Source organism: Bacillus sp. AFS023182 (assembly GCF_002560575.1).
GTDB lineage: Bacteria > Bacillota > Bacilli > Bacillales > Bacillaceae_G > Bacillus_A > Bacillus_A arachidis.
Genome location: NZ_NTRO01000015.1, coordinates 18,353 through 43,939 on the forward strand (window position 1 = coordinate 18,353; position 25,587 = coordinate 43,939).

Consider the following 25,587-nt stretch of genomic DNA (forward strand, 5'->3'; position numbering starts at 1 on the left):
AGGGACAATATGGAGGATATTATCGGACATATTCTAGTAGGAGTTAGTCGCGGAGCAATTGCATTAGGTGAACTATGTGCTGATGCAGGGAAAGGAATTGTTAGAGGAACAGTCAGTATTGTAAAAGTAGCTGGGGACTTTATGTTAGATGAAGTAGTAGAGGGAGCGTTAGAAAGATTAGCTGAGCGAGAAGAACGGAAAAAGAAAAGGATACAGCGGCATATAGAAAAACTGAAACAGTATACATGGTTTAAAGTTTTACATGAGAATAAGAGCTGCCAGGAAGTTTTAAATTATAATGAAGCATGTAGGAAGTTATTAAGTAAGCGCCGATATGTTCATAAGTTAATTCATAATGAAGCAGAGAGAAAGAACTTCATTAAGCGTGTGAGAATTGATGCGAAGGTTGATGATGTTATTTGGGATATGTGTGTGAAAGAGAAGAGAGGGAAAAAACCAAGCAATGATTAAGTTGCTTGGTTTTTTGCTTGTAACTCGTCTTAATGGCATGCATTTTGTTTAAACTATTGGTGTTTCGTCAATTATTAATCTTGATGAGGAAGTTGAGTCATTGTTACTATTTTTATTTAACATGAATTTGTATTGTAATAACTGTAATTTAAATAGTGTTAAAGGATCTTGATACGTTTCTGGGTTTGTTCTTAGTTTTGTTAATGTACTTTCGTCCTGCTCTATCTCTAAATGTGCTGCTTCTACAGTTTGTTTTAAGATACGAAGAGGTTCTTTAAAGAACATCATAATATCACGTTCTAATGCACTTTCGAATAATTCAAATTGAAGGAAGAACTGTTCAGAAATAGTTGTTGTTACCTCTGTATAGTCTTCGGTCTCAATATAATTTTTATATTTGTTATAGAGCATAGATTGATTCTTCTGCATGTTACCGAATAATTTCCCAGCACTTTTTAATAGAAATTGTGTTGGTGTAAAGCGTAGTAAAATATTTACGTCACCAACGTTGATTCGGTTTGTCATTCTTGCAACATCTCGGCGCCAATCATCAAGTAATTGAAAATCACACGGCAGTTTCATTCGCTCTTCTTCGTATAAGTTATTAAATGTTTCACTCATTCCATCTAAATAAGATTGACTTTGAATAAATTCATTATGTGCTTTTTCAATCCATTCCTGAATAGAATGCGTAAACTTAGGTAATATCATTTGTTGTAAATGCTTTTGGATTCTTTCATTCATTGCTGCATTTAGTTCTTCATGAACTTGTTTAAAGTCACTATCTTCCTGAATTAAATCAGAACAGCTCTGCAATAATTCAGGAATTTGATTATGAAGATCATGTATAATTTCATCTTTTGTTAAACGATATGAGTCTGTGATAGAACGAGTCTTATCTTTTTCAATAGCAGTCAGGTTATTAATAAAGCCATTTAGTTTCACTAAAATGTGTTTGTTCCAACGGATTGACTTTACTAATGTATTTTCTAATTGTACGCGTTCATTTAAGAGATATGTAATGGTCTTTTGAATAAACCATAATAGTTTTTCTATGCGCTCTGTTTTTATATCTCTATTCGTAAAGCTTGAAGTAATAGATTCTGTTAAATCACTTAGTTGCCCGTTGTTCTCATCTAAAGATGAGTAAGGGAATACTCGTGCATTTGGGAAATGTACACGTATTTTAGACTCAGTTTCAGTTAGCGTTTTATTTGCTGTTTCATCAGTAAGAATTGTATCGATTGTATTTAAAACAAAATGAACTTGTAAAGTCGGTATTTGTTCACGTATGTACAATAGTGTATTGATTTCTTCATCAAGTAAAGGTGAGGAGACATTAAGAATATATAATAGATTATCGGATACATGTAAGTATTCAAGATTTGTAGTTTCTTTATTGTCATTTCCATCAAAACCTGGTGTAACGATAAATGAGAATTTGTTTTTCCGTAAAAATCTACTTGGTAGTTTAAATTCAATACATTTCTGTTCAGATTCTGATTTTGGAGGGACAGCTATCATCTCATAAAATTCATCTAAATTAGAAGTATTTCTTATTGTTAAATCTGTGAGTTCCGTAATTTCTGTCTGTGCATTATCCTTAAAAGCGATAGCAGCTCTAGGAGTATTTTTTAGTATCCTTTCCCCTAATATAGAATTGATAAAGGCTGATTTACTATCATCATTCGTACCCGTAACGAGAATTTGTTGTACGTTTATATCGGAAAGTTCTCGAACAAGCCATGTGTAAGAATGACCTAAGTCTACATCATTCTTTTCTGCCCATACAACAATAGTTTCAAAAAGATTTGCAGTCTTTTCTAGTTCAACTGTGTTATATATTGTTGAGCTAGAAAGTAGCGTTTCAGCGCTTTTTACAAGTAATGTATCAAGGCTCTTAGGTGAAATCTCATTCCATGCTAATGTCGCAGCGGAAACAAATAGAGAATGTTCTGCTTTTGTTAAGCTAAACCAATTCGTTAACAAGTCTGGAATAAGTTCCTGTAGTTCATGCATCAAGTATTTTCCTGTAATTAATTCACAGTATGTTTCTTGATAAAGAGTAACGATTTCATCCCATGAGTCGTAAGAATCTACCTCGATATGTAAAAATAGGTGATTGATTGTTTGAATCCATACTAAGTTGGTTGACTCATCTTGATAGATTTTCCAAAATGATGAGATAAGTTGCTTAAATTGGTCTGAATCGATTGTATATAAAACTTTTAGTGCCTCATAAAAATATTTTGGTTTCATTTGTTTTGTGAATCCTTGGTTCACATAACTTGTTAAAATTTCAAACCAATGTAATGATTTTGTTCGAATTCCTTCGTGAATAGCAAGATCAATAGCGTTGTTCCAATCCTGCTGTTTTTCATAAAAGGAGCGGGCAATGGCAGTAATATTTGGATAGTCTGGTTGGAATGCAACTGCTTCACTAATGACCTTAAAGGCAAGTCCTAAACGATTTTGTTCAATGTACAGAGAAAGAAGTTGTAATGACACTTCCATTGTCAGTGTTATATCGTCCGTTTGAATTGATGTATAGATTTCTTCTGCGATTGAAAGCAATCCTAATTCAAAATAAGCATCTGCTATATTTTTTTTTGCCCATAGAGAGAGGTCATTGTTTACTTTCTCCCACTTGAAGATAGCTGTTTCAAAATCTTTATGATGATAGTAAACTTCTCCTTGTGCGAAACGAATATTAGCGATATTGGAAAATTCATTTTCAGCTTCATTTACATATGCTTCCCCGAGCGTTTGAGGAGCTTGAACAGAACCCTGTTCAGTTAAGAATGTTTCGTAATATACCTTTTGAATCAATTGTTTTTCTATGGTCATGTTTTTTCCCCCTGTATGATTTAGAAAAATGATTATTATGTAAAAGGGTGCATAGTACTCTACATGGATAGAAGATGCATATTATTGTTTTAAATTATATTTTTTCCTACTTATATCATTTTTCTTGAGAGTCAAACCGATGCTAAATGTAACTTTTCTTTATTGTAACAAAAAACCTGCTTGTGAAGGCGGATTTTCTTATAATTATGAGGCAAAGTATAGATTTATCCCACTATTTACGGGCAGTAAGACTCCAACTTCAAGATTCAGTGAGAAGCAAGGAAGAGAGGTGAGGGTTTTATATAAGTGGAGGATGAAGAAAAAATATTTATGGAAGTTTTACGTTATTCCGCTTTGTATGGACAATATGTATCCACATCTCAAGGTTCTGAAAAGTGAAGATTAAAAGCAGTGAAAAGTTTCATTACAGATCAGATGAATAGGAGTAGAGTTCATTATAAAAACGATGTATAGTGAATATGTATACCATGTTTGCTTAAAGGATAGAGAGGGCACAATATGGAATAACGATCGTGCATAGGATGTGTCATCCGAATGGAACAGCATATTGGTGAGTTAATCGCACATTATGGATATTTAGGAATTATTATAGCTCTTGCAGGCGGAATAGTTGGTCTACCGATACCAGATGAGTTTTTGCTGACGTTTGTTGGTTATAATATTTCGAAAGGAACTATGTCAGGGACAGCTGCTTTTCTAAGTGGAATGGCTGGTTCGGTACTTGGAATTACTTTAAGTTACATACTTGGGTTAAAACTTGGACTACCTGTATTAAGAAAGTATGGTCCAAAGATAGGAATTAAAGAACAGCAAATTGATAAAACGCATGTTTTATTTGAAAAATATGGCCCCTTTTTATTAATGATCGGATACTTTATACCAGGAGTTCGTCATTTAACTGCGTATTTTGCTGGTATGTCTAATTTAACGTTATGGAGATTTTGCTTATACGCATACGGTGGTGCTTTCATTTGGATTAGCGTTTTTATTGGGCTTGGATGGAAACTTGGAGAGAAGTGGCGTTTTGTTGAATATAGCCTGCATCATTATGGAATGTTGATTTTAATTATCTCAGTAATAGTCATACTTATTGTATGGGTCTACATAAGAAGAAAAAAAACCGCTATTTAGCGGTTTTTTAGCTGAAAGCAATGAAGAAAACATCTGATGTAATACATATAACACTTAATTTATCTACAGGAGCAACTTGTGAAACATTTCCTGTTTTTAAGGAGAGAGAATAAAATAGCTGGTGCTTTTTTATTTAATAGAACGTCACTAATATTTTGAAACTTTCTTTGTATCATAATTACACCTATCATGAATAGTGCCGTGATGATGGAACGGGTAGTTGCCGCTACATTGGTATCGATCTCTTCCAATCCAACTTTCCCGAAAATGAACACAAGTGCTGCAGCGATTGCTGAGAATAATAGATGAAAGGCCNNGGCCTTTCATCTATTATTCTGCAATTTCTTCATATAAAAAGTACGTTACATTATAAATATGTTCAACTTCATCATCTGTCATAAATAAAAGTTCTTCACGCTCCATTCCTTTTTTCTTTTCAATAAACTCGATCATATTCTTCCGTTCTTCTCTTTTCATCATTGTTATTTCTCCTCCCATTCTGTTTTAATACAGTTTATTTAAGTTGATACTATTATATAACAGAATCTTTAGAATGTTCCACCTTTTTTGTGTTTTTTTTGATGAGAACTTTTCGACAAAACAAGCCCTTTTGAAGGGGCTTGTTTTTGGATTACAGTCGTAAAAACTCTGGCTGAGTCGTACCAGCACTATCAATGTAGTAAATTGTATTGGGATTGATTTTTATAAGTATATAGTTAGGATCTTCGGGACCGAGTAACCAGCGTTTTAAGTTGTTGCTCCAAAATTTATTTTTTAATGTTTGATCTTCTTCAATTGAAGCGATGCCTTCTACTTCAATATAATCTTCATCCCATTTCTTTCCTTCTCTTCCAAGTAGTACGTGCACGTTTGAATTTTGTTCAATATCTGCTACCTTTTTTGAATTACGATCTGTTGGTGCGTATAATACAAAATCTTCATGAAAAAACATCATAAAACAGCTATGTGGCTTATTCTCACGAACGGTAGCTAATACACCTGTTCTTTGTCCTTGAATAATAGTTGCAATTTTTTCTTTTAAATGCATTTTTGATGCTCCTTTCAGTTATCCGTAATTTCACCTTGTAAAAACTTGCCCTTAAAATTTTTTACGATCTTTTATACTTTTTTCTTCAATCCCACTTTTTAAACGTATTTGTGATGAAATGGGACAAGTTAGGAGAAGAATAATAATAGTAGTGGAGAGAAATACATACGATGGAAGGATGGAAAATATGTTTAATAAAATTTTCTTAATACTTGCACTGGTTGGAGTGCCGCTTTCGATTCTTGGAAATACGCTACATTGGCCACAAACAATCATGTTTGCTGTATATTGCATTACAATTATTGCTCTCGCTGCTTTTATGGGAAGAGCGACAGAAAGTTTAGCTATTGTTTCTGGGCCAAGAATTGGTGGGTTATTAAATGCAACCTTCGGGAATGCGGTTGAACTTATTATTTCAATTTTTGCATTGCAAGCAGGGTTAACTGAAGTTGTACTTGCTTCATTAACTGGTTCTGTTCTTGGAAACTTATTATTAGTTGGAGGTCTTTCCTTTTTTGTAGGAGGGCTTAAGTATAAAAGACAAAGTTTCAATGTGTACGATGCAAGACATAACTCTGCTCTTCTAATATTTGCAGTTGTTGTAGCATTTGTTATTCCAGAAGTTTTTTCAATGAAGATGGGTATAGAGAAGACATATCAATTAAGCATTGGGGTTTCAATCATCATGATTGTCATGTATTTAGCGGCACTATTTTTCAAACTGGTTACACATCGCGGTGTATATCAGCATAAAAGTGATGAAGTAGAACATGAGGAGGAACCTGAATGGTCAAAGAGAAAAGCGCTACTTATTTTAGCGATTGCAACAGCGGCTGTTGCTTACGTATCTGAGGCGCTTGTTCATACATTTGAAACGGTAGCGAAATCATTTGGATGGTCGGAACTATTTATCGGGGTTATCATTGTTGCGATCGTTGGTAATGCCGCAGAGCATGCCTCTGCAATTATTATGGCTTATAAAAATAAAGTGAATATTGCAGTTGAAATTGCAGTCGGCTCAACATTGCAGGTTGCTATGTTTGTTGCCCCTGTTCTCATCATACTTTCGATGTTTTTTACAGTGAAGATGCCCCTTGTATTTACAATGCCGGAACTTGTGTCCATGATTACGGCGGTATTTTTAACAATTGCAATTTCAAATGACGGAGATACGAACTGGTTTGAGGGAGGAACATTATTAGCTGCCTATTTCATTATGGGAATTGGCTTTTACTTGTTATAAAAAATGGGATAACAATGTCATGGAGGGAAAACAATAGGGATAGTTAATTGCTATTTAAATGGTTTATACACTTTTAAATTAGGAAGGGGTAAAGCAGATGAAACGAGTGTGCAGCATATGTTTTTCAACTATGGTCTCGTTTATTTTATTATTTCCTTATAGTAGTTTTGCAAAGACAACAATCAACGTAAAGATGCCGTCATCTGTTTTGAACATTTCAAAAGACAATACGTATCCGAATGCAACGCAAGATTTACCGCGTTTGCAGCCAAGTGAATTTGCGAAAGAACTACTGAAAACGTCAACGACTCGAATAGAAAACCCAGATTTAATTCGGATGTTTAACGAAACTTCGATTTCAAATGCGCCTCTTGCAGTCGGATATAGGGCGAAAATTTATTTAGGTCAATGGCCGTTGAATTATGAATCAACAGATACAACGATAAATTGGGAATATAAGCAAGTAAATCGTAATGTGTATGATAACCGCGGTGTGGAGAGGTTGTATCCGCTTCGGTACAAACAAGAATCACAAAAAACGATAGAAGGTGGTTTAACAGCTTATATTAAAGATGCAGATGATGTGAAAAAGATGATTCTTTTAAAGGCGATGGAGAAAGTACAGCTACCCCTGTCTTTTAAAACAACAATTGGTTATGGTACTGGGAATGAACGTATATATAATATCAGCCCGAAACAACTTGGGTATTTATATGCATATACACCAGCGGTAAATGAAAAAGGAAAAGTTACATTTGGAGAAGTATATCTTGTTTTAAAAGGGAATCAAAAGAGGCTTGTAATTAAAAATATTACTTCCCAAGGAATTGGAGCATCTATTCCTGTACAAGATTATGTATCCTTTAAATTTATTTCATCACCTTATCCGCGATAACATAAAAAACGTCAGCTAAATATGCTGACGTTTTTTGTTACAGTGTGATATTCGATTCTTTTGTTAAGAAGTCCTCAGTTGGATAATAGCTGTTTTTTACAAGAATATTTGGTCCAAGGCATTTTACAGCAGGACAGTGACAGCTTAATGATTTCGCTGTTTTCGAGTTGCACCATTTGTCATATGCTTCTTGCAATGTATTTGTTTGAATGTTGCCAAGCAGTGGAATATCACCAAAGTCTGTTACGATAATGTTACCATCAAAAATATTTACATTTAGGCGAGAACGTCCATCTGGATCATTACGTACAGTTACGTTTTTACTTTCGTGTAGTTTTTTTAATGTAACTAAATCACGTTCATCATTACTGCATGCGTAAAATGGTAACGTACCAAATAACATCCACACATTTTCATCACGAATCTCTAATAAGTGCTCAATTGCACTGCGAATTTCATCTTTTGTTAAAATTTCAAGGTTGCTAGCAAAATCACTTGGGTACATCGGATGTACCTCATGACGCTTACAACCCATTTCTTCTACAATTTGGCGGTGAATGTGTTCAATATGTGGTAATGTACGTTTGTTTAGCATGGTTTCTGCTGATACGAGAACACCAGCTTCTGATAAAGCTTTACTATTTGTAATCATCCGTTCAAATAGTTTTGCGCGCTGTTCATAAGTAGGTTTGCGCTCCATCATTGCAAAGCCACCCTCAACGAAATCATCAATTGTTCCCCAGTTATGTGAAATATGTAGCACGTCTAGATACGGAACAATTTGTTCATAGCGGGCTAAATCTATAGTTAGGTTTGAATTAATTTGAGTGCGAATGCCTCGTTCATGGGCATATTTTAAGAGTGGTGTTACATAGTTGTCGACGGATTTTTTTGAGAGCATTGGTTCTCCGCCAGTAATACTTAAAGAACGTAAATGAGGAATCTCATCTAATCGTTTTAATAAAAGTTCCATCGGAAGCGGATTTGGATCTTTCGGCTGTAATGTATAACCAACAGCACAATGCTCGCAGCGCATATTGCATAACGTTGTCGTTGTAAACTCAACGTTTGTTAATAGTAATTTGCCGTACTCTTCAAGGTCCATATACGCTTCCCATGGATCGTAAGAAGGAGTAATCGGCTTCATTGTTTGTGATATACTCATATGAAATACTCCTTTGACTATTGAAATAACAATTTGTCCATTCTCTATAATAGAAGAATATAGGCTATTTATAAAGTGAAACTTTTTGTAACAAAGATTTCTCTATCTATAAAATGTGGTAGGGAGTAGTAATTGCTTCAAGATAAAAGGTATGATAAATTTGCTAAAAATTCATGTTCGTGATGCTCATTTTTGCGGTATAATAAAAGTAACTCGAATAAAAAGGAGAGTGCCTTCGTGGGAAAAGCAATTCAAGATAAAGATTCACAACTAGTATATTTAAAAGAACGTTTAAATATGTTCATCGAAGTGATTGATACAATTGAACCGGAAGAAGTGGAATTAGAAGATGTAGATCGTCTTCTTTCAATGCTAGATGAGTTAGAATTAAAATGTGAGCAATTTAAAAAAGATCAATAATATATTTTTAAAGCGGCTGCCAATCCTGTCTTGGTAGCCGCTTTTTATATGGCCAAACTATCCTAAAAGAGCGCTACAAACAATCTTTTGGGATAATCTTCAAGAAAGCCTGTTTCAGTTTGCTACTTTACAGTGTGAATAGACAGAAAATATAGTTTATAATATGAAGGTAGGGAGGAGGAATTATATGGAATATCATTTGGTGAAGCCTGTATTACAAGGAAAAAAAGCAAGAGAAACAAAAACGTACAATATTTATAATTTTTTCATAATCGGACTTATTTTTGGGATTATTCCGATTATGATTTTAGGAACTTGCAATGCGATTTGGTTAAAAGAGCCCAAAAAGAAAATATACATACTTCTTATGATAGGAATAATGACTTTATTAGCAATGTTCATCTGTGCCGCTCTAATTGGTGATATATATGTGCTAAAGATTGCTTCTCGAATAGCTGCTGCAGTTGTAACAGGTGTGTATATATATGCGCTGCGGGAACGGTTTCGAATTCATAATTTAGTAAATGAAAGTACGGAGTCATTACGGTGGATAGGTTTAATCATTGGAATAGTTGGGATCATGGCCCAAACGGCATTGTTGGTAGGAGGGGAGATGCTGTATGTCAACTTCACAGAGTGAAACGATGTTGTTACAAGAGGCACTGCATTATTACGGGATTGGTCATATTGAAACAGCACAGCAGAAATTAGAAACACTGCTTTCTTATAATCCACAGCATGCTGAAGCATTGTACAGTTTAGGATGCTGCTATGCAGATTCAGAACAATATGATGAAGCAAAAGAGCTTTGCATATCAGCGTTGCAGCATGGTTTTGAGCCAGAAGAAGTGTATTATACACTTGGACATATATATACATATACGAATGAACTTGAAAAAGCGGAGCAAAGCTTTTTGAGCGTTCTGTATTCAGATCCTTCCCATGCGCAAGCAATGGCGAAATATGCATTTATTTTATTAAAAACAGGTTATATTGAAAAAGCTAAGCAACTCATGCAAAAGGCAGTAGAAATTAACCCCAATCATCCTACCGTTCTTCATTATCAATTTGTTTTATTACTTGCAACAGGAACGAAACAAGAAATAGAGGAATCCTTAAAAGATAATTATTATGGATCAACTAACGAAGTTCACTTTTTAGTACAGTTAGGAATCCATGCAGCAACAAGGAAGAGGTATAGGGAAGCATACAAATATTACCGACAAGCGTTTTTGTTGGCACCTAATAATAAAGAATTACTTGAAATCTTAGAAGAAGCAGAAGAACTGATTCATCCGATTTTCTTTCCGAATGTTCTTGTGAATAAAGTGGGTGGTCCGCTTATCTTTTGGGCAATATCTTTTGGAACATTAGGTTTATTCTCTGCATTAGACTGGGGAAATATGGCTAGTTTTGCTATTTTATTTTATCTCATCATTTGTATATGGAGCTGGCTATCTACACCGATGTACAAATTGTATAAAAAAATAAAAAAATCATGAAGGGAGAGAATACGGTGAATAAAATAGATGTATTAAAGCAAGTGCTAGCACAAGATGAAGAAAATGGATCAATTTGGTATTTAATTGGAGTCGAGTACAAAGAACAGGGAGATATAGCAAATGCGCTGCAAGCTTTATCGAAAGCTCTTCAGTATGGTAATCAAGAATGGAAGAATAAAGTCGCGGCTGAACTGGAAGCTTTATCACAAGTGCTTACAAGTCCGAAAGAAACAATATATGTAACAGAAGAGGAAAGCCAGTGTGAAAACAATGAGGATCACGTAATAGAGCAAGATCCAGAAAAGGAAAAACAGCTACATGCAGTCTATGCAAATGAAAATATGGAAGAAAATGTGGTTTCGATGAACGTGCTTCAAGGCGGAAGAAGCAAGCAAAACCGGGAACAAGAGCAGATTACATTTGAGGATGTCGGCGGTTTGCATGATGTGAAAAAAGCGATTCAAATGAAAATTATCAAACCGTTTACTTCACCAGGATTATTTGAGCGTTTTAAGAAAAAAGTTGGCGGCGGCATTTTATTATACGGTCCTCCTGGCTGCGGAAAAACATATATTGCCAAGGCAACTGCAGGGGAGTGCAGAGCACATTTTGCAACGATGAGCATTACCGATATTCTTGATCCGTATATTGGAGTGAGTGAACAAAATGTACGGGAAATTTTTCGATATGCTCGTTCCCAAAAGCCATGTATTTTATTTTTAGATGAAATGGATGCACTTGGATTTAATCGGAGCAAAGCGTCGGGAAATCCGACACTAAGAACAGTTATAGATCAATTGTTAACAGAGATTGAAGGTATTGATACGAATACAGACAAACTATTGTTAATTGGTGCGACTAATATGCCTTGGGACATTGATCCTGCATTTAAAAGACCGGGGCGCTTTGATAAAATGATTTTCGTTTCCCCACCTGATTTAGAAGCACGGAGCAGTATTTTTCAAATTAAGTTGGCAGGAAAACCGATTTCAACAATAGATTACGATATGTTAGCTAAAGAAACAGAACTGTATTCGGGTGCTGACATTGAAAATGTAGTAGAGCTGGCCGTAGAAAATGTTTTAGGAGAAATTATGACAACGGGTGTGGAGCGAGCGGTTACAATGAAGGACATAACCGATGCTATAGCAGAAACGAAGCCGTCTACGTTGGAGTGGTTTCGTACGATTAAAAATTATATTAAATATGCAAATGAGAGCGGCGCATACGATGATGTACAAGCATATTTAAAAAGATATAAAAAAATATAATCCCGTTCAGACGCTATTGAAATAGAAGGAATAAGAAAAAAAGAGTATAATCAATTGATGAAAGATTTTAAAGCGTTTTGGTAGCGTTCACAATTGAGGGGGAAGTAACAATGGAAAAGCTTCAAGAAAGTATGTATCAACTGATTGTTGAAACATCGACGAATTTACCGAAAGATGTTCGTCGTGCTATTCAACAAGCAAAGGAACGAGAAAATGCAGGGACTCGTTCTGCAATGGCACTTGGCACGATTACAAATAACATTAAAATGGCAGATGAAAACATCTCGCCAATTTGCCAAGATACAGGAATGCCAACTTTCAAAATCTATACACCAGTTGGCGTAAATCAATTACAAATGAAAGAAGCAATTTACAGTGCACTTGAGCGGGCGACAAAGGACGGAAAACTTCGTCCAAACTCTGTTGATTCTCTTTTCGGGGACAATAGTGGTAACAACTTAGGACCAGGTACGCCTGTCATTAAGTTTGAGCAGTGGGAGAAAGATTATATTGATGCTCGTTTAATTTTAAAAGGAGGTGGCTGTGAGAATAAAAATATTCAGTACAGCTTACCTTGTGAATTAGAAGGACTTGGACGAGCTGGCCGTGATTTAGAAGGGATTCGTAAATGTCTTCTTCATGCGGTATATCAAGCACAAGGACAAGGGTGTAGTGCAGGAGTAATCGGCGTTGGTATCGGGGGAGACCGTACGTCAGGTTATGAATTGGCAAAAAATCAACTATTTCGTACATTAGATGATGTGAATCCAATTCCAGAATTACAAAAGCTTGAAGAATACGTATTAGAGAATGCGAACAAGCTTGGTATTGGTACGATGGGATTTGGCGGTGAAACAACTTTACTTGGTTGTAAAGTTGGTGTATACAATCGTCTGCCGGCGAGTTTCTATGTATCTGTTGCATATAATTGCTGGGCATATCGTCGTCTTGGTATAACAATTCATCCTGAAACGGGTGAGATTATCGATTGGTTATATCAAGAAGGTGAAAATACGCTTCAGCAAGAAGAGGAACAAGACAAAAGTGAACAACGCGAAATTGTACTGCAGGCGCCAATTACAGAAGAGCAAATTCGTGAACTTCGCGTTGGTGATGTTGTAACAATTAATGGCATGATGTACACAGGTCGTGATGCAATCCACAAGCATTTAATGGATAACGATTGTCCAGTAGACTTAAATGGACAAATCATTTATCATTGCGGACCAGTTGTAGTGAAGGATGAAAATGAAAATTGGGAAATTAAAGCGGCAGGCCCCACAACAAGTATTCGTGAAGAACCATATCAAGGGGACATTATGAAGAAATTTGGTATTCGGGCTGTCATCGGTAAAGGCGGTATGGGAGCGAAAACATTAGCAGCACTAGCTGAACATGGCGGCGTATATTTAAATGCAATCGGTGGTGCTGCGCAGTATTATGCAGAATGTATTAAAGAAGTGAAAGATGTTGACTTCTTACAATTTGGTATTCCAGAAGCGATGTGGCATTTACGTATTGATGGTTTTAAAGCTGTTGTAACAATGGATTCTCATGGAAACAGTCTACATGCAGATGTAGATAAAACATCACTTGAAAAATTAGCAAGCTTTAAAGAACCGGTATTTAAATAATAGGAAAAATGCATCTCAAATAATTTGAGATGCATTTTTTGTTGGTATATATGGAAAAACATGTTCAGCATGAAACAAGTATTGAGCACAGAAACTACAGGTACGATTATATATGGAAAGGAGACTATTTATGAAATATAAATGGTTATATATAGGTCTCATTTTTTCACTTATGATGGCACTTGTTCCGGTTTCAGCATTTGCTTATACAAATACACCACATAACTGGGGAATTCCGCGACCTAAAAATGAAACGGCGCCAGATGCAGGGAAATTATATACAGAATTACTACAAAAAAATGGTGGTTTTTACTTAGGCGATACGAAGAAGAAAGATATTTATTTAACATTTGATAATGGATATGAAAATGGGTATACAGGGAAAATCTTAGATGTACTGAAAGAGAAGAAAGTACCAGCGACCTTTTTTGTGACAGGGCATTATATAAAAACGCAAAAAGATTTATTATTAAGGATGAAAAATGAAGGGCATATTATTGGAAATCATTCTTGGAGTCATCCAGATTTTACAGCGGTAAATGATGCAAAACTTCGTGAAGAATTGACGAGTGTAACGGAAGAAATTAAAAAAGTAACTGGACAAAAAGAAGTAAAATATGTACGTCCTCCGCGAGGGGTGTTTAGTGAAAGAACGTTAGCACTTGCGAAAGAAATGGGATATTATAACGTATTTTGGTCCCTTGCATTTCTTGATTGGAAAGTAGATCAGCAAAGAGGATGGCAATACGCTCATAATAATGTCATGACGATGATTCATCCAGGATCTATTTTATTACTTCATGCGATATCAAAAGATAATGCAGAGGCGCTTGCAAAAATCATTGATGATTTGCGCGAGAAAGGGTATCATTTTAAAAGCCTAGATGATTTAGTAAAAAGCAATCAGCCGTAAGCATGTATGCTTACGGTTTTCTCATGCTATAATGATGTGTAAAAAGGATGGGGAAACGTATGTGGAGCGAACATGTTACGTTAAAGTATCCGTATCATTTTCAAGAAGTATTAAGGCGTTTATCTTTTGATCCGCTAAATGTTGTTCAGTTAGAAGAAAAGATTGTTTATGTTCCACTTTCCATAGATGAAGAACAGATTGTTGTTCGGGTACAAGGGATTGGTACGCTTCAAAATCCACAATTTTGGGTTTCAAGCCAGACTGGTGAACAAGAGAAAGTTATGAAACGCGTCTATTCGATTTTTCAATGGAATGAATCTTTTCAAGATATACAAACTCATTTTAGAAACACATCATTACGTCCACTTTTTGAAACATATGCCTATACACCACTTATTTTAGAGTTCGATTATTTTGCGTGTCTTCTTCGTTGTATTATTCATCAACAAGTACATTTGAAATTTGCTACTGCACTTACAGAACAATTTGTAAAACAGTATGGAACAGAGAAGAATAGCGTTTTCTTTTTTCCAACACCAGAAAGAGTGGTAAATATTTCAATAGAAGAGCTCAGAAATCAGAAGTTTAGTCAAAGAAAGGCCGAATATATGATAGGACTAGCAAAACGTATCGTGGAAGGAAAGCTGGATTTAGTGGAACTAGAAAAACAAACAGATGAAGAAGTTTCAGCACAATTGTTACCAGTGCGAGGTATTGGTGCATGGACAGTACAAAACTTTTTATTATTTGGACTTGGTCGGAAAAATATGTTTCCGAAAGCAGATATCGGGATTCAGCGTGCACTTCAAGGGTTATTTCAACTAGAGAATAAACCGGATGATGCGCTGTTAGAAAAAGTAAAACAAGAATGTGATCCATACTGCAGTTATGCAGCGTTATATTTATGGAAAAGTATAGAGTAGAGGTGTAACAATAATGCAAAAGCAACATGAGAGTAAGTTGGAAGTTGGTCAAACGTTTCCTGTGACAATTAAGCGTCTTGGGATTAACGGAGAAGGCGTTGGTTATTTTAAGAGACAAGTTGTTTTCATTCCAGGGGCATTACCAGGAGAGGAAGTTGTTGCGGAAGCAACGAAAATTAAGCGTGGCTTCGCTGAAGCAAAAGTGAAAAAAATTCGTAAAGCATCGCAGCATCGCGTAAAGCCACCATGCCCGGTATATGATGAATGCGGCGGCTGTCAACTGCAGCATTTAGATTATCAAGAACAGTTAAATCAAAAACGTGATATTGTTGTACAAGCGTTTGAAAAGTATATGAACGGAAGCTTGGAAGTTGATATTCGTCCAACACTTGGTATGGGAAATCCATGGCATTATCGTAATAAAAGCCAATTACAAGTAGGGCGTAAAGACGAAAAAGTTATTACAGGATTATATAAGCAAAATTCACATCAATTAATTGATATTTCCCATTGTATGATTCAACATAAGGCAACAAATGAAGCGACAAAGGTTGTAAAACGTATATTAGAAAAACTAAATGTTTCTATTTACAATGAGAAAAAACAAAAAGGTTTAGTACGTACAATTGTGACACGTACTGCGGTCCAAACAGGAGAAGTACAGGTTACACTCATTACAACAAAAGAAGAGTTACCAAATAAAGAGCAATTTATCGCAGAAGTACAAAAACAGATGCCAACTGTTAAATCGATTATGCAAAACGTGAACTGGCGTAAAACATCAGTTATCTTTGGTGATAAAACATTCCGCTTAGCTGGGAAAGAAGTTATTCAAGAGACACTTGGTGATTTATCATTTGAATTATCAGCACGTGCATTCTTCCAGCTGAACCCAGAACAGACGGTTGTTCTTTACAATGAAGCAAAAAAAGCAGCTGCGTTAACAGGTACAGAAAAAATCGTTGATGCCTATTGCGGTGTTGGTACTATTGGACTATGGCTTGCAAATGATGCCGATGAAGTTCGCGGTATGGATGTGATTCCAGAAGCGATTGCAGATGCAAGAAAAAATGCGAAGCGCCACGGATTTATAAATACGAAGTACGAAGCTGGTAAAGCAGAAGAATGGCTGCCAAAATGGGTGAAAGAAGGCTGGCGTCCAGATGTAATCGTTGTTGATCCGCCTCGTACAGGTTGTGACGATAAGTTACTCGAAACAATTTTAAAAGTACAACCAAAGCAAGTTGTTTATGTTTCTTGCAACCCTTCATCATTAGCGCGTGATGTGAAAGCATTAATGAAGAGTTATGAAGTGGAATATGTACAACCGGTTGATATGTTCCCGCATACAGCGCATGTAGAGAATGTAGTGAAGCTTGTTAGAAAAGTAAAGTAAAGATGTGACAGTGATAGGCCTTATCGAAAAATCGATAAGGCCTAATTTTTATGATGAATTACCCTAAACCGCTTCATAAGTAAACCGATAGTGATTTGATTTTAAAAATGAATTGTTTATTTTAGGTTTATCAAAATAATTTTAAATAAAAATTGGAATTAAGAGATTAGCACTAATCTTTGTATGATGGAGTGCTTGTTTATTGCTATATCAATTCCGATCACTTTTAATTCGCATGTAAGTAAATAGTGGGATAATTATACAAATATTGGGTGAAACGAAGTATACTCAATAAAGATGAATATAATTAATTTAATTAGGAGTGATTTTTATATTTAGGCAAAATGCAAAAAGGATACTTATATTATTATTAACAAACCCAATATTAATAATCGGATACTGGATTTTTTGCTATGAGTTAGCTTTGTACTGTAAGTATGGAAGAATGAATTATAATATTTATATTTTATTATTATGTGTAGTGTTTTTTGTAGCTATAACTACATTTACTACAATGAGAGTGATAAAAGATAGAGAATATGAATCTAAAAAATTAATTAATTCAACTGCATGGAAATACATTTCTATTATCATTATTGTTGTAATCACATCATTTTATGGTGTGAAGATTTATAAAAGTGCAATAAATTATGATGGCAAACTGGCATGGTTTATAGAAAAGTTAAAACATGAAAGATCAGTTAAATTTAAACATAATAATATATATGAATATGGAGTAGAAGGTATTTTTGAAGATATAAATAAAAAATATACTTTGCCAAAGAAATTATATATGGCAACTGATTTTGATCTTACATTTCGTTCAGATGGAACAATCACAGCGTTTGATACATTTGTTTATGGGAAAAATGCTGATGGGAAAGAGGAAACTTATTTAATATCTTATAATAAGAAGAAATCAGAAGATATTACTGTAATACGAGATGGGTATGCAAATCCCGATTATGATGAGGATAAACTAGTAGAACCTCTAATTAAAACGGTTAAGGCTATTCCAGTTAAGCGAACGGTTAGTAAGTGGAATGAAAGTAAGTATGGGTTGATCTATTATGGGAAAAGGAATTGGGGATACAATACAGAGGGAATTATTAATATTACTGAGGATGGTAAGGAGCAAAATCTTAAAGAAGCAGCTTCTGAAATCATTGGATATACTGTATCTATATTTGTTCCTGGAAAAGAGAAAGAGCTAGTACCTGCTAGATATAATTTAATATGTGACGCAAGTTGGAGTAAATCAAAGACTCCTCCAAATAAAGATAAGTTTAAAGAGAAGAGACAAGATTCAACGAATGAAAAGGAGCAGTTTTTCCTATCAAAAGAAGTTGGTTATAAACTAAATATGACAGAAAAAGCATTAGGGAGTGCTTTTTATTCACTAAGCAAGACTAGTGATGGAGGTAAAACATGGGAGGTTATCAATACGGACCCATTTAATAGAGGGATTGGTAGTGTATCAGGAGTAACCTTTCTAAATGATAAACTTGGGTTTTTAGGAGCAATTAGACCTTCTGGTAATGAGGGAGAGTTATATCGTACAGATGATGGGGGCTTATCTTTCAAACAGGTAAATTATCCCCCGCATGAAGTGAAATTGGAACATACACAGTCTATCATAAGTCCTTTTGATTCTCCTGGTATGCCTTATGAGAAAGATGGAGTCTTTAATATGTTAGTTGGACAAGGGGCAGATGGAGACTACAATGGCGATAGTAGTGCACTTTATCAGTCAAAAGATCAAGGAGAGACGTGGGAATTTATAGAGGAGGTTAAAAAAAGTTAGAGTTAGTACTAAAGTTAAATAAATAATAAAAACAAAGAAGCAGAAAATCACTTGGGATTTCCTGCTTCTTTGTTTTTATAAAGAAAATACTTGATATGCTAGTACACGATAACCGGTTCATAAGTGCTGAGATTATCATACACAGTTTTCGCAACACTAGGATGAAGGTTAACACATCCGCCTGAACCTCCAGTTAAATAGGCATTATTGGCCCAGTTTGTCCGCCAGCCGGCATCATGGAACCCTTGTCCGCTATTTGTGAACGGAGCCCAGTAATCTACCTTAACGGAATAATCAGGTTTACCTACTGCGCTACCTTTGAGTGTGTACGGTGATCGTTTATAGAGGATATACCACACACCTGGTGATGTATCTTCACTCGTGCTATGTTTACCTGTTACTACATTCGTTGAAACTGCCAATTTTCCATCTTTGTAAATCCAAATTTGTTGTTCCGCAATCGACACTTCCGCATACGTGTCTCCAATGCCATTATTCGCTGTTGTTTCATAACCGATGCCTTCGTTATTCCAACCATTTCCGTAAATGTTAGAAACAGAAAGCGATTTTTCCCCTTTTTCGAAGGCTTCTTGGATTCGTTTTGTTTCTTTTTCAACATTTATTGCCCAGCCATAGCCTTGTCCTTTTACTGATATAACTGAACCAGAATGGGTTTTAAATGTGAAGTCTTTATTTAATGTCGATTGAGAATTGTTAATTTCAGTAATCTTGTTCTTAATGTCGCTCGAGTCGATTGTAGCCTTCATATCTTTTGACATAGAGGCATTTTTAATTAGATCTTTAGCTTTTAAAGAGTAAACTTCATTCTGTACCTTATAATCAATGGTTTGTTGGAGAAGATTCTGTAGTGCTTTCTCTTCCTTTTTTATAATCGGATTGTTTTCTTTAATAGGCTGTATGTATACAGGTTTCAGATGGATTTCACTTTTATACTTCTGCTTGTCGTAATCCTTTAATAGATTAGCAACATCATACTGTTTTCCATCAATGCTTTTTGAGATAACAACTTTTCCCTGTTCGAGCTTCGCCATAGCATCTTGAGGCGCTTTTAAACCTTTATTCATAGAGATGAGCTTTTCTTCTACAAGTTTTTTCATTGTTTCACTTCGGTACTGATCCGCCTTTTCTGGTAGCAATGAATAATTTTTTTCCTTTGAGGAAGGGAAAAACGTCCACTGGCTTTTTAATAGTTTTTTAACTTGAGGCAAATCTTTTTCCGTAAGTTCAGTTTGTGTATCTTCTTCATCTAAAATTTGTTGTTGGCCGACATAGACTTTATTTTCTAATCCAGATGTTTTTAATTTCTGCATTGCCTGATCAGCAGTCAGACCGCCGACCTTTGTATCATTAATCGTAACCTGTGAATTGAAACGAGTTGCCTGATAATAACTCATTCCCCCAATTAGAAGTGCAATTATAACGCCGCCACCCGCTGTGATAAGCTTCCAATTTTTAAAACGTTTGCTTGAGTGTGCTCGTTTTCTATCAACTTCTTCAACTGATTCATTTATTGTGTTGTTATTCATAAATATTTCCTCCACATACCTAATATAGCCCCAGTATCAACGACAACGGACTTTAAACTAATGTTTTTGTATCTAAAACCATTGATTAGTTTACCTTATTATTCTTAAATTTTCACTATTTTTTTACCAAATTTTACAGTGTTGAGTCAGTTAAATTTGGATTTGTGTCAATAGAATGAACGTGTTAATAACCAGTAGATAGAGAAGTTTCTAAAGGAGTGCGAAGAGTGGAAGAAAAATATACAGCCTGAAGAAGAGTTGCAGAATTTCCTGCAGGAACATGGATGGCGTACGTGAACTGGATTGTAAATGATTGGTTTAACATGTATAGTCTATTGGCAGAAGTAGACACTAAATGGGCTCTCTTGTGTTACTATGGGAAGAAGATTACGAAAAATATCATAGAATGCTTACAATTTTTGTTTTATGTAACGGAAAAAGAAAGGTGGTGAGTCTGTTAATAAAAACATGAATAGGCAAATGTCTATGTTTTTAATAGCAGAAAACAATGAACAACTATAAATTAACAATTCAATATGACGGCGGCCGCTATAAAGGCTGGCAACGTCTTGGAAATAATGATAATACGATTCAAGGGAAAATCGAAAGTGTATTATCAGAAATGGTCGGACATGAAATAGAAATCATCGGATGTAGCAGGACAGATGCCGGTGTACACGCTTTGAATCAAATAGCGAATTTCAAGGTCGATGAAAAATTAGCAGAACCGAAAATTAAAAAGTATTTAAATCAATACTTATCAAATGATATTAGTATTAAGGATGTGGAGTTAGTCTCTGAACGTTTCCATGCTCGTTACAATTCGAAAGCAAAGACTTATGTATATAAGATTTGGAATGAAGAACATACGAATCCCTTTATGCGTAAATACAGCATGCACGTTCAGAAAAAGTTAAATATTGAAAGTATGAAAAAGGCAGCTCAATACTTAATTGGTTCACATGATTTTACAGCTTTTTCAAACGCTAAATCTAAGAAAAAGTCTATGGTACGAGAAGTATATATGCTTGATATTGTGGAAAGTGAAGGTTTTATTCAAATTAGAGTGAGCGGAAATGGATTTCTTCATAATATGGTAAGAAAGATTGTTGGGGCGTTAATCGAAGTGGGATTAGGGCAGTTAGACTCTGAAGTAATACCACAAATTTTAAAAGAAAAACAACGAAACCAAATTAATTGTCTCGCGGATGCAAGTGGATTGTATTTGGAGAAGGTAGATTTTTAGGCAACTGGATGTGTAAATTCACTAGTTCCTATACACTTGAGATATGTGGGGATTATTGTGTAGTTGATATAACTATCAATCAAAAGGGGAAGAGTTGATAATTCTTCCTCTTTTGATTGTACTAATAGAAATGAAAAAGAAATCAAGATAATGTATAGATTTTTCAACGGTTTAAATTAAATTTTTTAAGTCGATATTGCAAGTTTTGTCTACTCATCCCTAAAAATTTTGCGGTTTGTGAGATATTACCTTTATTTTCTTTAAGAATTTGATTGATGTATTCTTTTTCCATTTCTTTTATTGTGTGCTTTAAAGGTTTCGGGATATCATCTGTATTCCGAATAGTTAACGGTAGTTGGAAGTCATATTCTCTTTTAGTTAGTTCATAAAAGCGTGTAGGTATATGGAACGTTGTAATGATTTCTTCATCTTCTATTAAGTTCATAGAGCCTTCAATCATATGTTCTAACTCCCTTACATTACCAGGCCATTCGTAGTTATAAAAACATTCTTTTACACTAGAATCGATCCCTTTTACTTTTAAGTCAAATTGGATATTATACTTTTCAATAAAGTGATGAACAAGAATGGAGATATCTTCTTTTCGCTCTCTTAAAGGTGGTAAAAATAAAGTCACAACGCCTAACCGATAATATAGGTCTTTCCTTAATCGATTATGTGTTATGGCTTCAATAGGGTCTTCATTAATGGTTGCTATGATTCGGACATCCACTTCTTTTTCTTGTGCGCCTCCAACTCTTCGTATTGTTTTATCTTGGATAGCACGCAATAATTTTGCTTGAAGAGCTGGATTTAATGAGTTGATTTCGTCTAATAACAAAGTCCCACCATTCGCTTCTTCAAATAAACCAGGTTTATCTATTGCACCTGTAAAAGCCCCTTTGTTCGTTCCAAATAATAGGCTTTCCATTAGGGTTTCTGGTATAGCAGCGCAGTTTTGTGAAATAAAAGGCTTTGCGGAACGGTGACTTTCATTATGAATGCTTTGTGCAAACAATTCTTTACCAGTTCCCGTTTCTCCCACGATAAGTATGGAGGACGATGTACGTGTTACTTTTTTTGCTTCTGTAATAATAGATTGGGTCGCCCTAGAATTACCTATTATATGATTAAAGGTAAATTTAGTATTTTGTTTTCGAGGAAGACTTGTTTTAATCGTTTGCTTTAATTGAGTAATGTCTTTTGAAATTTCAATCGCACCTTTGATTTTTCCATTTTCTATTATAGGGAAGGTATCATTAATTGTTGTAATCTCTTTTCCTTTATTATTAAAATAAGTTTGTTTTATGTTTCTTTTTGTTTTTCCTAGTTTTAGTGCCTCTATGAGTGTACTACTTCGGTTTTCCTCAAATACAAATACCTCTAAAGGATTTTTATGTAATATATCTTTAGGATCCATGGATTCAATTTCCATCATTTTACGATTGTAGATTATTGTTTTACTTTCTTCATTAATAATATGAATTCCAATATCAAGTTCATTTAGCAAAGTTTCATATAGCATATTCATTTCAATTAATTTTTTGAAATTGATTTCTTCTGTATGCATGTATCATCTTCTCCTTGTTATACCCTATGAAGACTGACTTTTTTTAATTTTATTAAAATTCACTTAAAAGCGCAAAACTTTTTGCGCTTTTTTGATTAAAAATGATAGAAAAAATTTTGCGCTTATTAAGTTTTTTTGCAAGCATTTCTAATTTTACAGGGGGAATTGAAGTTGGTATGCATTTTGCATTCATAGTAAGTGAAAGCTCTAAATTTAAAGACTAGAGGTGAGTTGAAAACTTTATAGGGTGTATAACTTTTCTTAATAAAAAAGAGGAGGTTACAAAATGAAGGCAGTTATAGAAGACGTGTACAGTCCTTGCTATGGGAAAGTAGAAAAATTATTTATTACTGAAAGCTCTTATGTATATGAGTGGGAGAAATTAGCATTAATTGAAACGATAGATAAACAGAAAGTAGAAATTAAAGTGGGAATTAGTGGATATATTGAATTGCTAGAAGTGGAAGAGGGACAAGTTATCACTGATAAAACACGATTAATAACAGTAAGGGATGACCTGTTAATAACAGGTAGTGATTAATATAAACTGTATGGAGTATGTACCGTTTTCTAGCGTGCTTTTAAATAATCATGTTTATTTATGCTAATGCCAATTAAGTCATAGGAAAGGTTAAGGGTGGGTTATCGTGTTATGGTTTATCCCACATTAACGGGCAGTAAGACCACCACCTCAAGATTTAGAGAGCAACAGGGAAGATAGGTGGGGACAACTGCCCATAAAAGCCCGATTCATTCAACTAACCATCAGTGAGAATGGAGACAAAAGCCACACTGATGGAAGTTTCACCTTATTTTCTTGGATTGGGAGATTGACTTTCGAAAGATCTCCCTCCTATTGTGAATCTTTAATAAAAATACAAGCTATTATCTTTTTATAGTTTAACTTTCTTTTTTAACTTATTTTTAAAGCGTTTACATTTATGAGGATTTGCAAACAAAAAGGGGGATTTATATGGCAAGTCAAAACCAGGAGTTAAAACGAGAGCTGAAAAGTCGACACATATTTATGATTGCACTTGGGGGAGTTATTGGTACCGGACTTTTCTTAGGATCAGGTTATACAATTCATGAGGCGGGACCTGGAGGAGCGATTGTAGCTTATCTTGTTGGAGGATTTGTTATGTATTTAACGATGCTCTGTCTTGGAGAGCTAGCAGTTGCCATGCCTGATGCAGGGTCTTATCAAACATATGCTACAAAGCAGATTTCACCTGCAGTAGGTTACGTAGTGGGATGGATGTCATGGTTAAACTGGTCGGCTACGATAGGGATTGAGTTGATTGCAGTTAGTATCTTAATGAAACGTTGGTTTCCAGATGTATCTTCTTGGATTTGGTGCATAGTTTTTGCTGTTCTACTTTTTGCTATTAATGCATTATCTTCAAGAAGTTTTGCAGAGGTCGAGTTTTGGTTTGCGAGCATTAAAGTTATTACGATTATTGCATTTATTATTTTAGGCGGGGCAGCTATGTTTGGTTTCCTTGATATGAAAGGGAATGAGCCAGCACCAATGTTTTCTAGTTTTACTGATTACGGAGGACTATTTCCAAATGGGCTGACAGCTATTTTAGTTACAATGATTGCAGTTAATTTTTCCTTTCAGGGAACAGAACTAGTTGGTATTGCGGCTGGAGAGAGCGAAAATCCAGAGAAAACCATTCCGAAAGCTATTAATAATACAGTTTGGCGTATCCTTGTTTTCTTTGTACTTTCCATTTTTATACTTGCTGGGCTATTCCCTTGGCAACAAGCTGGAGTGATAGAAAGTCCATTCGTAGTTGTATTTGATAAAATTGGTATCCCTTATGCGGCAGATATTATAAATTTCGTTATTATTACAGCGGTACTATCAGTGGCGAATTCTGGATTATATGCAACTTCTCGTATGTTATGGTCTATGTCTAATCAAGGGATGATTAGTCCGATTTTTGGTAAGTTATCTAAAAATGGTGTTCCAATTTATGCATTGATTGCAAGTACTATTGTTGGTTGTCTCTCTTTATTATGTGGTATATATGCAGAGGATACAGTTTATTTATGGCTTCTTTCCATTGCAGGATTCGGTGCAATATTGGTTTGGGCATCTATCGCTTTATCTAATTTCTTGTTTAGAAGAACATACTTAAAGCAAGGTGGGGATATTAAGGATCTGAAATTTAAAACTCCATTGTATCCGCTTGTCCCTCTTCTTGCTTTGGTATTAAATATAACGGTAATTGTTGGTATGGCGTTTATTCCGGAACAACGCATGGCATTGTATTGCGGGATTCCATTTATGTTTGTTTGTTTACTGTTTTACCGTGTTACAAAAAATAAGAAGAGTAAAATGGAACATATCGAAAAGGCCAACACAACAGGGGCACAAAGTTTATGATGAATATTTAGGTATGATTTTTATCCTGCTATTCGCTGGCAGTAACACGCCCACCTCCAAATTCAGCGAAGGAAAAGTAGGTAGGCGGAGGATGAACTACCGGTAAAAGCTTGATTAGTGAGGGCTCATAATCAGTAAAGTCCTC

The 25,587-nt window shown here is 35.1% G+C and carries 23 protein-coding genes and 1 pseudogene; 17 read left to right on the forward strand and 7 right to left on the reverse strand.

From position 1 onward, the window contains the following. Positions 1-9: 9 nt before the first annotated feature. Entirely contained in the window at positions 10-471 is a 462-nt protein-coding gene (locus CN288_RS07625; RefSeq protein WP_051588586.1) for a hypothetical protein, read from the forward strand. A gap of 48 nt (positions 472-519) precedes the next feature. On the opposite strand, the gene CN288_RS07630 is transcribed toward CN288_RS07625, so the two are convergent. Then, the gene (locus tag CN288_RS07630; RefSeq protein ID WP_098302057.1) at positions 520-3,318 is read right to left on the reverse strand and encodes a GTP-binding protein; all 2,799 of its coding nucleotides are present in this window, start codon (positions 3,316-3,318) and stop codon (positions 520-522) included. 139 nt (positions 3,319-3,457) lie between these two features. Here CN288_RS07630 and CN288_RS07635 point away from each other — a divergent pair, with 139 nt between their 5' ends. Next, entirely contained in the window at positions 3,458-3,724 is a 267-nt protein-coding gene (locus tag CN288_RS07635) for a hypothetical protein (protein ID WP_098302058.1), read from the forward strand. A 149-nt stretch (positions 3,725-3,873) separates the two neighbouring features. Beyond that, entirely contained in the window at positions 3,874-4,470 is a 597-nt protein-coding gene (locus CN288_RS07640) for a DedA family protein (RefSeq protein ID WP_098302059.1), read from the forward strand. Positions 4,471-4,477: 7 nt separating this feature from the next. Here CN288_RS07640 and CN288_RS07645 read toward each other — a convergent pair. The 3 genes and pseudogenes from CN288_RS07645 to CN288_RS07655 all read right to left on the reverse strand — a co-directional run bounded on the left by CN288_RS07645 (position 4,478) and on the right by CN288_RS07655 (position 5,518). Continuing rightward, positions 4,478-4,760, reverse strand: a pseudogene (locus tag CN288_RS07645) (hypothetical protein). 40 nt (positions 4,761-4,800) lie between these two features. Continuing rightward, the gene (locus CN288_RS07650; protein ID WP_026592486.1) at positions 4,801-4,947 is read right to left on the reverse strand and encodes a BH0509 family protein; all 147 of its coding nucleotides are present in this window, start codon (positions 4,945-4,947) and stop codon (positions 4,801-4,803) included. Between the two features lie 154 nt (positions 4,948-5,101). After that, a complete protein-coding gene (locus CN288_RS07655; RefSeq protein WP_026592487.1) occupies positions 5,102-5,518 on the reverse strand; it encodes a pyridoxamine 5'-phosphate oxidase family protein in 417 nt (138 codons plus the stop codon). Between the two features lie 187 nt (positions 5,519-5,705). Here CN288_RS07655 and cax point away from each other — a divergent pair, with 187 nt between their 5' ends. Continuing rightward, positions 5,706-6,761, forward strand: coding sequence for a calcium/proton exchanger (gene cax / locus CN288_RS07665; RefSeq protein WP_026592488.1), 1,056 nt, complete (start codon positions 5,706-5,708; stop codon positions 6,759-6,761). Between the two features lie 97 nt (positions 6,762-6,858). Beyond that, positions 6,859-7,656 (forward strand): YfkD famly protein, encoded by a 798-nt coding sequence (locus tag CN288_RS07670; RefSeq protein WP_026592489.1) that lies wholly within the window; start codon positions 6,859-6,861, stop codon positions 7,654-7,656. Positions 7,657-7,693: 37 nt separating this feature from the next. Here CN288_RS07670 and yfkAB read toward each other — a convergent pair whose 3' ends face one another. After that, on the reverse strand, positions 7,694-8,821 hold the full coding sequence (gene yfkAB / locus CN288_RS07675; protein WP_098302060.1) for a radical SAM/CxCxxxxC motif protein YfkAB: 1,128 nt from the start codon (positions 8,819-8,821) through the stop codon (positions 7,694-7,696). Between the two features lie 237 nt (positions 8,822-9,058). Here yfkAB and CN288_RS07680 point away from each other — a divergent pair, with 237 nt between their 5' ends. The 9 genes from CN288_RS07680 (at position 9,059) to CN288_RS07720 (ending at position 18,684) form a co-directional block, all read left to right on the forward strand. Beyond that, complete coding sequence (locus CN288_RS07680) at positions 9,059-9,241, forward strand: SE1561 family protein (RefSeq protein ID WP_026592491.1); 183 nt, start codon at positions 9,059-9,061, stop codon at positions 9,239-9,241. A gap of 187 nt (positions 9,242-9,428) precedes the next feature. Continuing rightward, entirely contained in the window at positions 9,429-9,881 is a 453-nt protein-coding gene (locus CN288_RS07685; protein WP_090693596.1) for a hypothetical protein, read from the forward strand. Beyond that, positions 9,862-10,743 (forward strand): tetratricopeptide repeat protein, encoded by an 882-nt coding sequence (locus tag CN288_RS07690; protein ID WP_026592493.1) that lies wholly within the window; start codon positions 9,862-9,864, stop codon positions 10,741-10,743. The genes CN288_RS07685 and CN288_RS07690 overlap by 20 nt, the downstream gene beginning before the upstream one ends. Before the next feature lie 14 nt (positions 10,744-10,757). Then, on the forward strand, positions 10,758-12,014 hold the full coding sequence (locus CN288_RS07695) for an ATP-binding protein (protein WP_098302061.1): 1,257 nt from the start codon (positions 10,758-10,760) through the stop codon (positions 12,012-12,014). A gap of 110 nt (positions 12,015-12,124) precedes the next feature. Beyond that, positions 12,125-13,648, forward strand: a complete 1,524-nt coding sequence (fumA, locus tag CN288_RS07700; RefSeq protein WP_035415155.1) for a class I fumarate hydratase — start codon at positions 12,125-12,127, stop codon at positions 13,646-13,648. A gap of 130 nt (positions 13,649-13,778) precedes the next feature. Next, on the forward strand, positions 13,779-14,561 hold the full coding sequence (gene pdaA / locus CN288_RS07705; protein ID WP_090693602.1) for a delta-lactam-biosynthetic de-N-acetylase: 783 nt from the start codon (positions 13,779-13,781) through the stop codon (positions 14,559-14,561). A 59-nt stretch (positions 14,562-14,620) separates the two neighbouring features. Then, on the forward strand, positions 14,621-15,484 hold the full coding sequence (locus CN288_RS07710; protein WP_026592497.1) for a DNA-3-methyladenine glycosylase family protein: 864 nt from the start codon (positions 14,621-14,623) through the stop codon (positions 15,482-15,484). Between the two features lie 10 nt (positions 15,485-15,494). Continuing rightward, a complete protein-coding gene (rlmD, locus tag CN288_RS07715; protein WP_098302062.1) occupies positions 15,495-16,880 on the forward strand; it encodes a 23S rRNA (uracil(1939)-C(5))-methyltransferase RlmD in 1,386 nt (461 codons plus the stop codon). Between the two features lie 322 nt (positions 16,881-17,202). Next, a complete protein-coding gene (locus tag CN288_RS07720; protein ID WP_098302063.1) occupies positions 17,203-18,684 on the forward strand; it encodes a WD40/YVTN/BNR-like repeat-containing protein in 1,482 nt (493 codons plus the stop codon). 98 nt (positions 18,685-18,782) lie between these two features. Here CN288_RS07720 and CN288_RS07725 read toward each other — a convergent pair whose 3' ends face one another. Beyond that, a complete protein-coding gene (locus CN288_RS07725; protein ID WP_098302064.1) occupies positions 18,783-20,231 on the reverse strand; it encodes a L,D-transpeptidase family protein in 1,449 nt (482 codons plus the stop codon). Between the two features lie 508 nt (positions 20,232-20,739). On the opposite strand from CN288_RS07725, the gene truA reads away from it, so the two are divergent. Next, positions 20,740-21,477, forward strand: coding sequence for a tRNA pseudouridine(38-40) synthase TruA (gene truA / locus CN288_RS07735; protein ID WP_090693613.1), 738 nt, complete (start codon positions 20,740-20,742; stop codon positions 21,475-21,477). A gap of 163 nt (positions 21,478-21,640) precedes the next feature. Here the strand turns inward: truA and CN288_RS07740 are convergent, their stop codons facing one another. After that, positions 21,641-23,047: a sigma-54 interaction domain-containing protein gene (locus tag CN288_RS07740; RefSeq protein WP_098302065.1), complete on the reverse strand. Its 1,407-nt coding sequence runs from the start codon at positions 23,045-23,047 to the stop codon at positions 21,641-21,643. Positions 23,048-23,333: 286 nt separating this feature from the next. Here CN288_RS07740 and CN288_RS07745 point away from each other — a divergent pair, with 286 nt between their 5' ends. Both CN288_RS07745 and CN288_RS07750 read left to right on the forward strand, forming a co-directional pair. Further along, positions 23,334-23,588, forward strand: a complete 255-nt coding sequence (locus CN288_RS07745; RefSeq protein ID WP_026592503.1) for a biotin/lipoyl-containing protein — start codon at positions 23,334-23,336, stop codon at positions 23,586-23,588. A gap of 432 nt (positions 23,589-24,020) precedes the next feature. Continuing rightward, positions 24,021-25,442: an amino acid permease gene (locus CN288_RS07750; RefSeq protein WP_098302066.1), complete on the forward strand. Its 1,422-nt coding sequence runs from the start codon at positions 24,021-24,023 to the stop codon at positions 25,440-25,442. The last annotated feature ends 145 nt before the right edge of the window (positions 25,443-25,587 follow it).

What these genes read in the sequence shown, in the direction of transcription:
- CN288_RS07640 (WP_098302059.1), top strand. Translation starts at nt 3,874, where the DNA reads ATGGAACAGCATATTGGTGAGTTAATCGCACATTATGGATATTTAGGA.
- CN288_RS07655 (WP_026592487.1), bottom strand. Translation starts at nt 5,518, where the DNA reads ATGCATTTAAAAGAAAAAATTGCAACTATTATTCAAGGACAAAGAACA.
- truA (WP_090693613.1), top strand. Translation starts at nt 20,740, where the DNA reads ATGAACAACTATAAATTAACAATTCAATATGACGGCGGCCGCTATAAA.
- CN288_RS07710 (WP_026592497.1), top strand. Translation starts at nt 14,621, where the DNA reads ATGTGGAGCGAACATGTTACGTTAAAGTATCCGTATCATTTTCAAGAA.
- fumA (WP_035415155.1), top strand. Translation starts at nt 12,125, where the DNA reads ATGGAAAAGCTTCAAGAAAGTATGTATCAACTGATTGTTGAAACATCG.
- cax (WP_026592488.1), top strand. Translation starts at nt 5,706, where the DNA reads ATGTTTAATAAAATTTTCTTAATACTTGCACTGGTTGGAGTGCCGCTT.
- yfkAB (WP_098302060.1), bottom strand. Translation starts at nt 8,821, where the DNA reads ATGAGTATATCACAAACAATGAAGCCGATTACTCCTTCTTACGATCCA.
- pdaA (WP_090693602.1), top strand. Translation starts at nt 13,779, where the DNA reads ATGAAATATAAATGGTTATATATAGGTCTCATTTTTTCACTTATGATG.
- CN288_RS07725 (WP_098302064.1), bottom strand. Translation starts at nt 20,231, where the DNA reads ATGAATAACAACACAATAAATGAATCAGTTGAAGAAGTTGATAGAAAA.
- CN288_RS07635 (WP_098302058.1), top strand. Translation starts at nt 3,458, where the DNA reads ATGCTAAATGTAACTTTTCTTTATTGTAACAAAAAACCTGCTTGTGAA.
- CN288_RS07670 (WP_026592489.1), top strand. Translation starts at nt 6,859, where the DNA reads ATGAAACGAGTGTGCAGCATATGTTTTTCAACTATGGTCTCGTTTATT.
- CN288_RS07630 (WP_098302057.1), bottom strand. Translation starts at nt 3,318, where the DNA reads ATGACCATAGAAAAACAATTGATTCAAAAGGTATATTACGAAACATTC.
- CN288_RS07625 (WP_051588586.1), top strand. Translation starts at nt 10, where the DNA reads ATGGAGGATATTATCGGACATATTCTAGTAGGAGTTAGTCGCGGAGCA.
- CN288_RS07690 (WP_026592493.1), top strand. Translation starts at nt 9,862, where the DNA reads ATGTCAACTTCACAGAGTGAAACGATGTTGTTACAAGAGGCACTGCAT.
- CN288_RS07750 (WP_098302066.1), top strand. Translation starts at nt 24,021, where the DNA reads ATGGCAAGTCAAAACCAGGAGTTAAAACGAGAGCTGAAAAGTCGACAC.
- CN288_RS07685 (WP_090693596.1), top strand. Translation starts at nt 9,429, where the DNA reads ATGGAATATCATTTGGTGAAGCCTGTATTACAAGGAAAAAAAGCAAGA.
- CN288_RS07650 (WP_026592486.1), bottom strand. Translation starts at nt 4,947, where the DNA reads ATGAAAAGAGAAGAACGGAAGAATATGATCGAGTTTATTGAAAAGAAA.
- CN288_RS07745 (WP_026592503.1), top strand. Translation starts at nt 23,334, where the DNA reads ATGAAGGCAGTTATAGAAGACGTGTACAGTCCTTGCTATGGGAAAGTA.
- CN288_RS07740 (WP_098302065.1), bottom strand. Translation starts at nt 23,047, where the DNA reads ATGCATACAGAAGAAATCAATTTCAAAAAATTAATTGAAATGAATATG.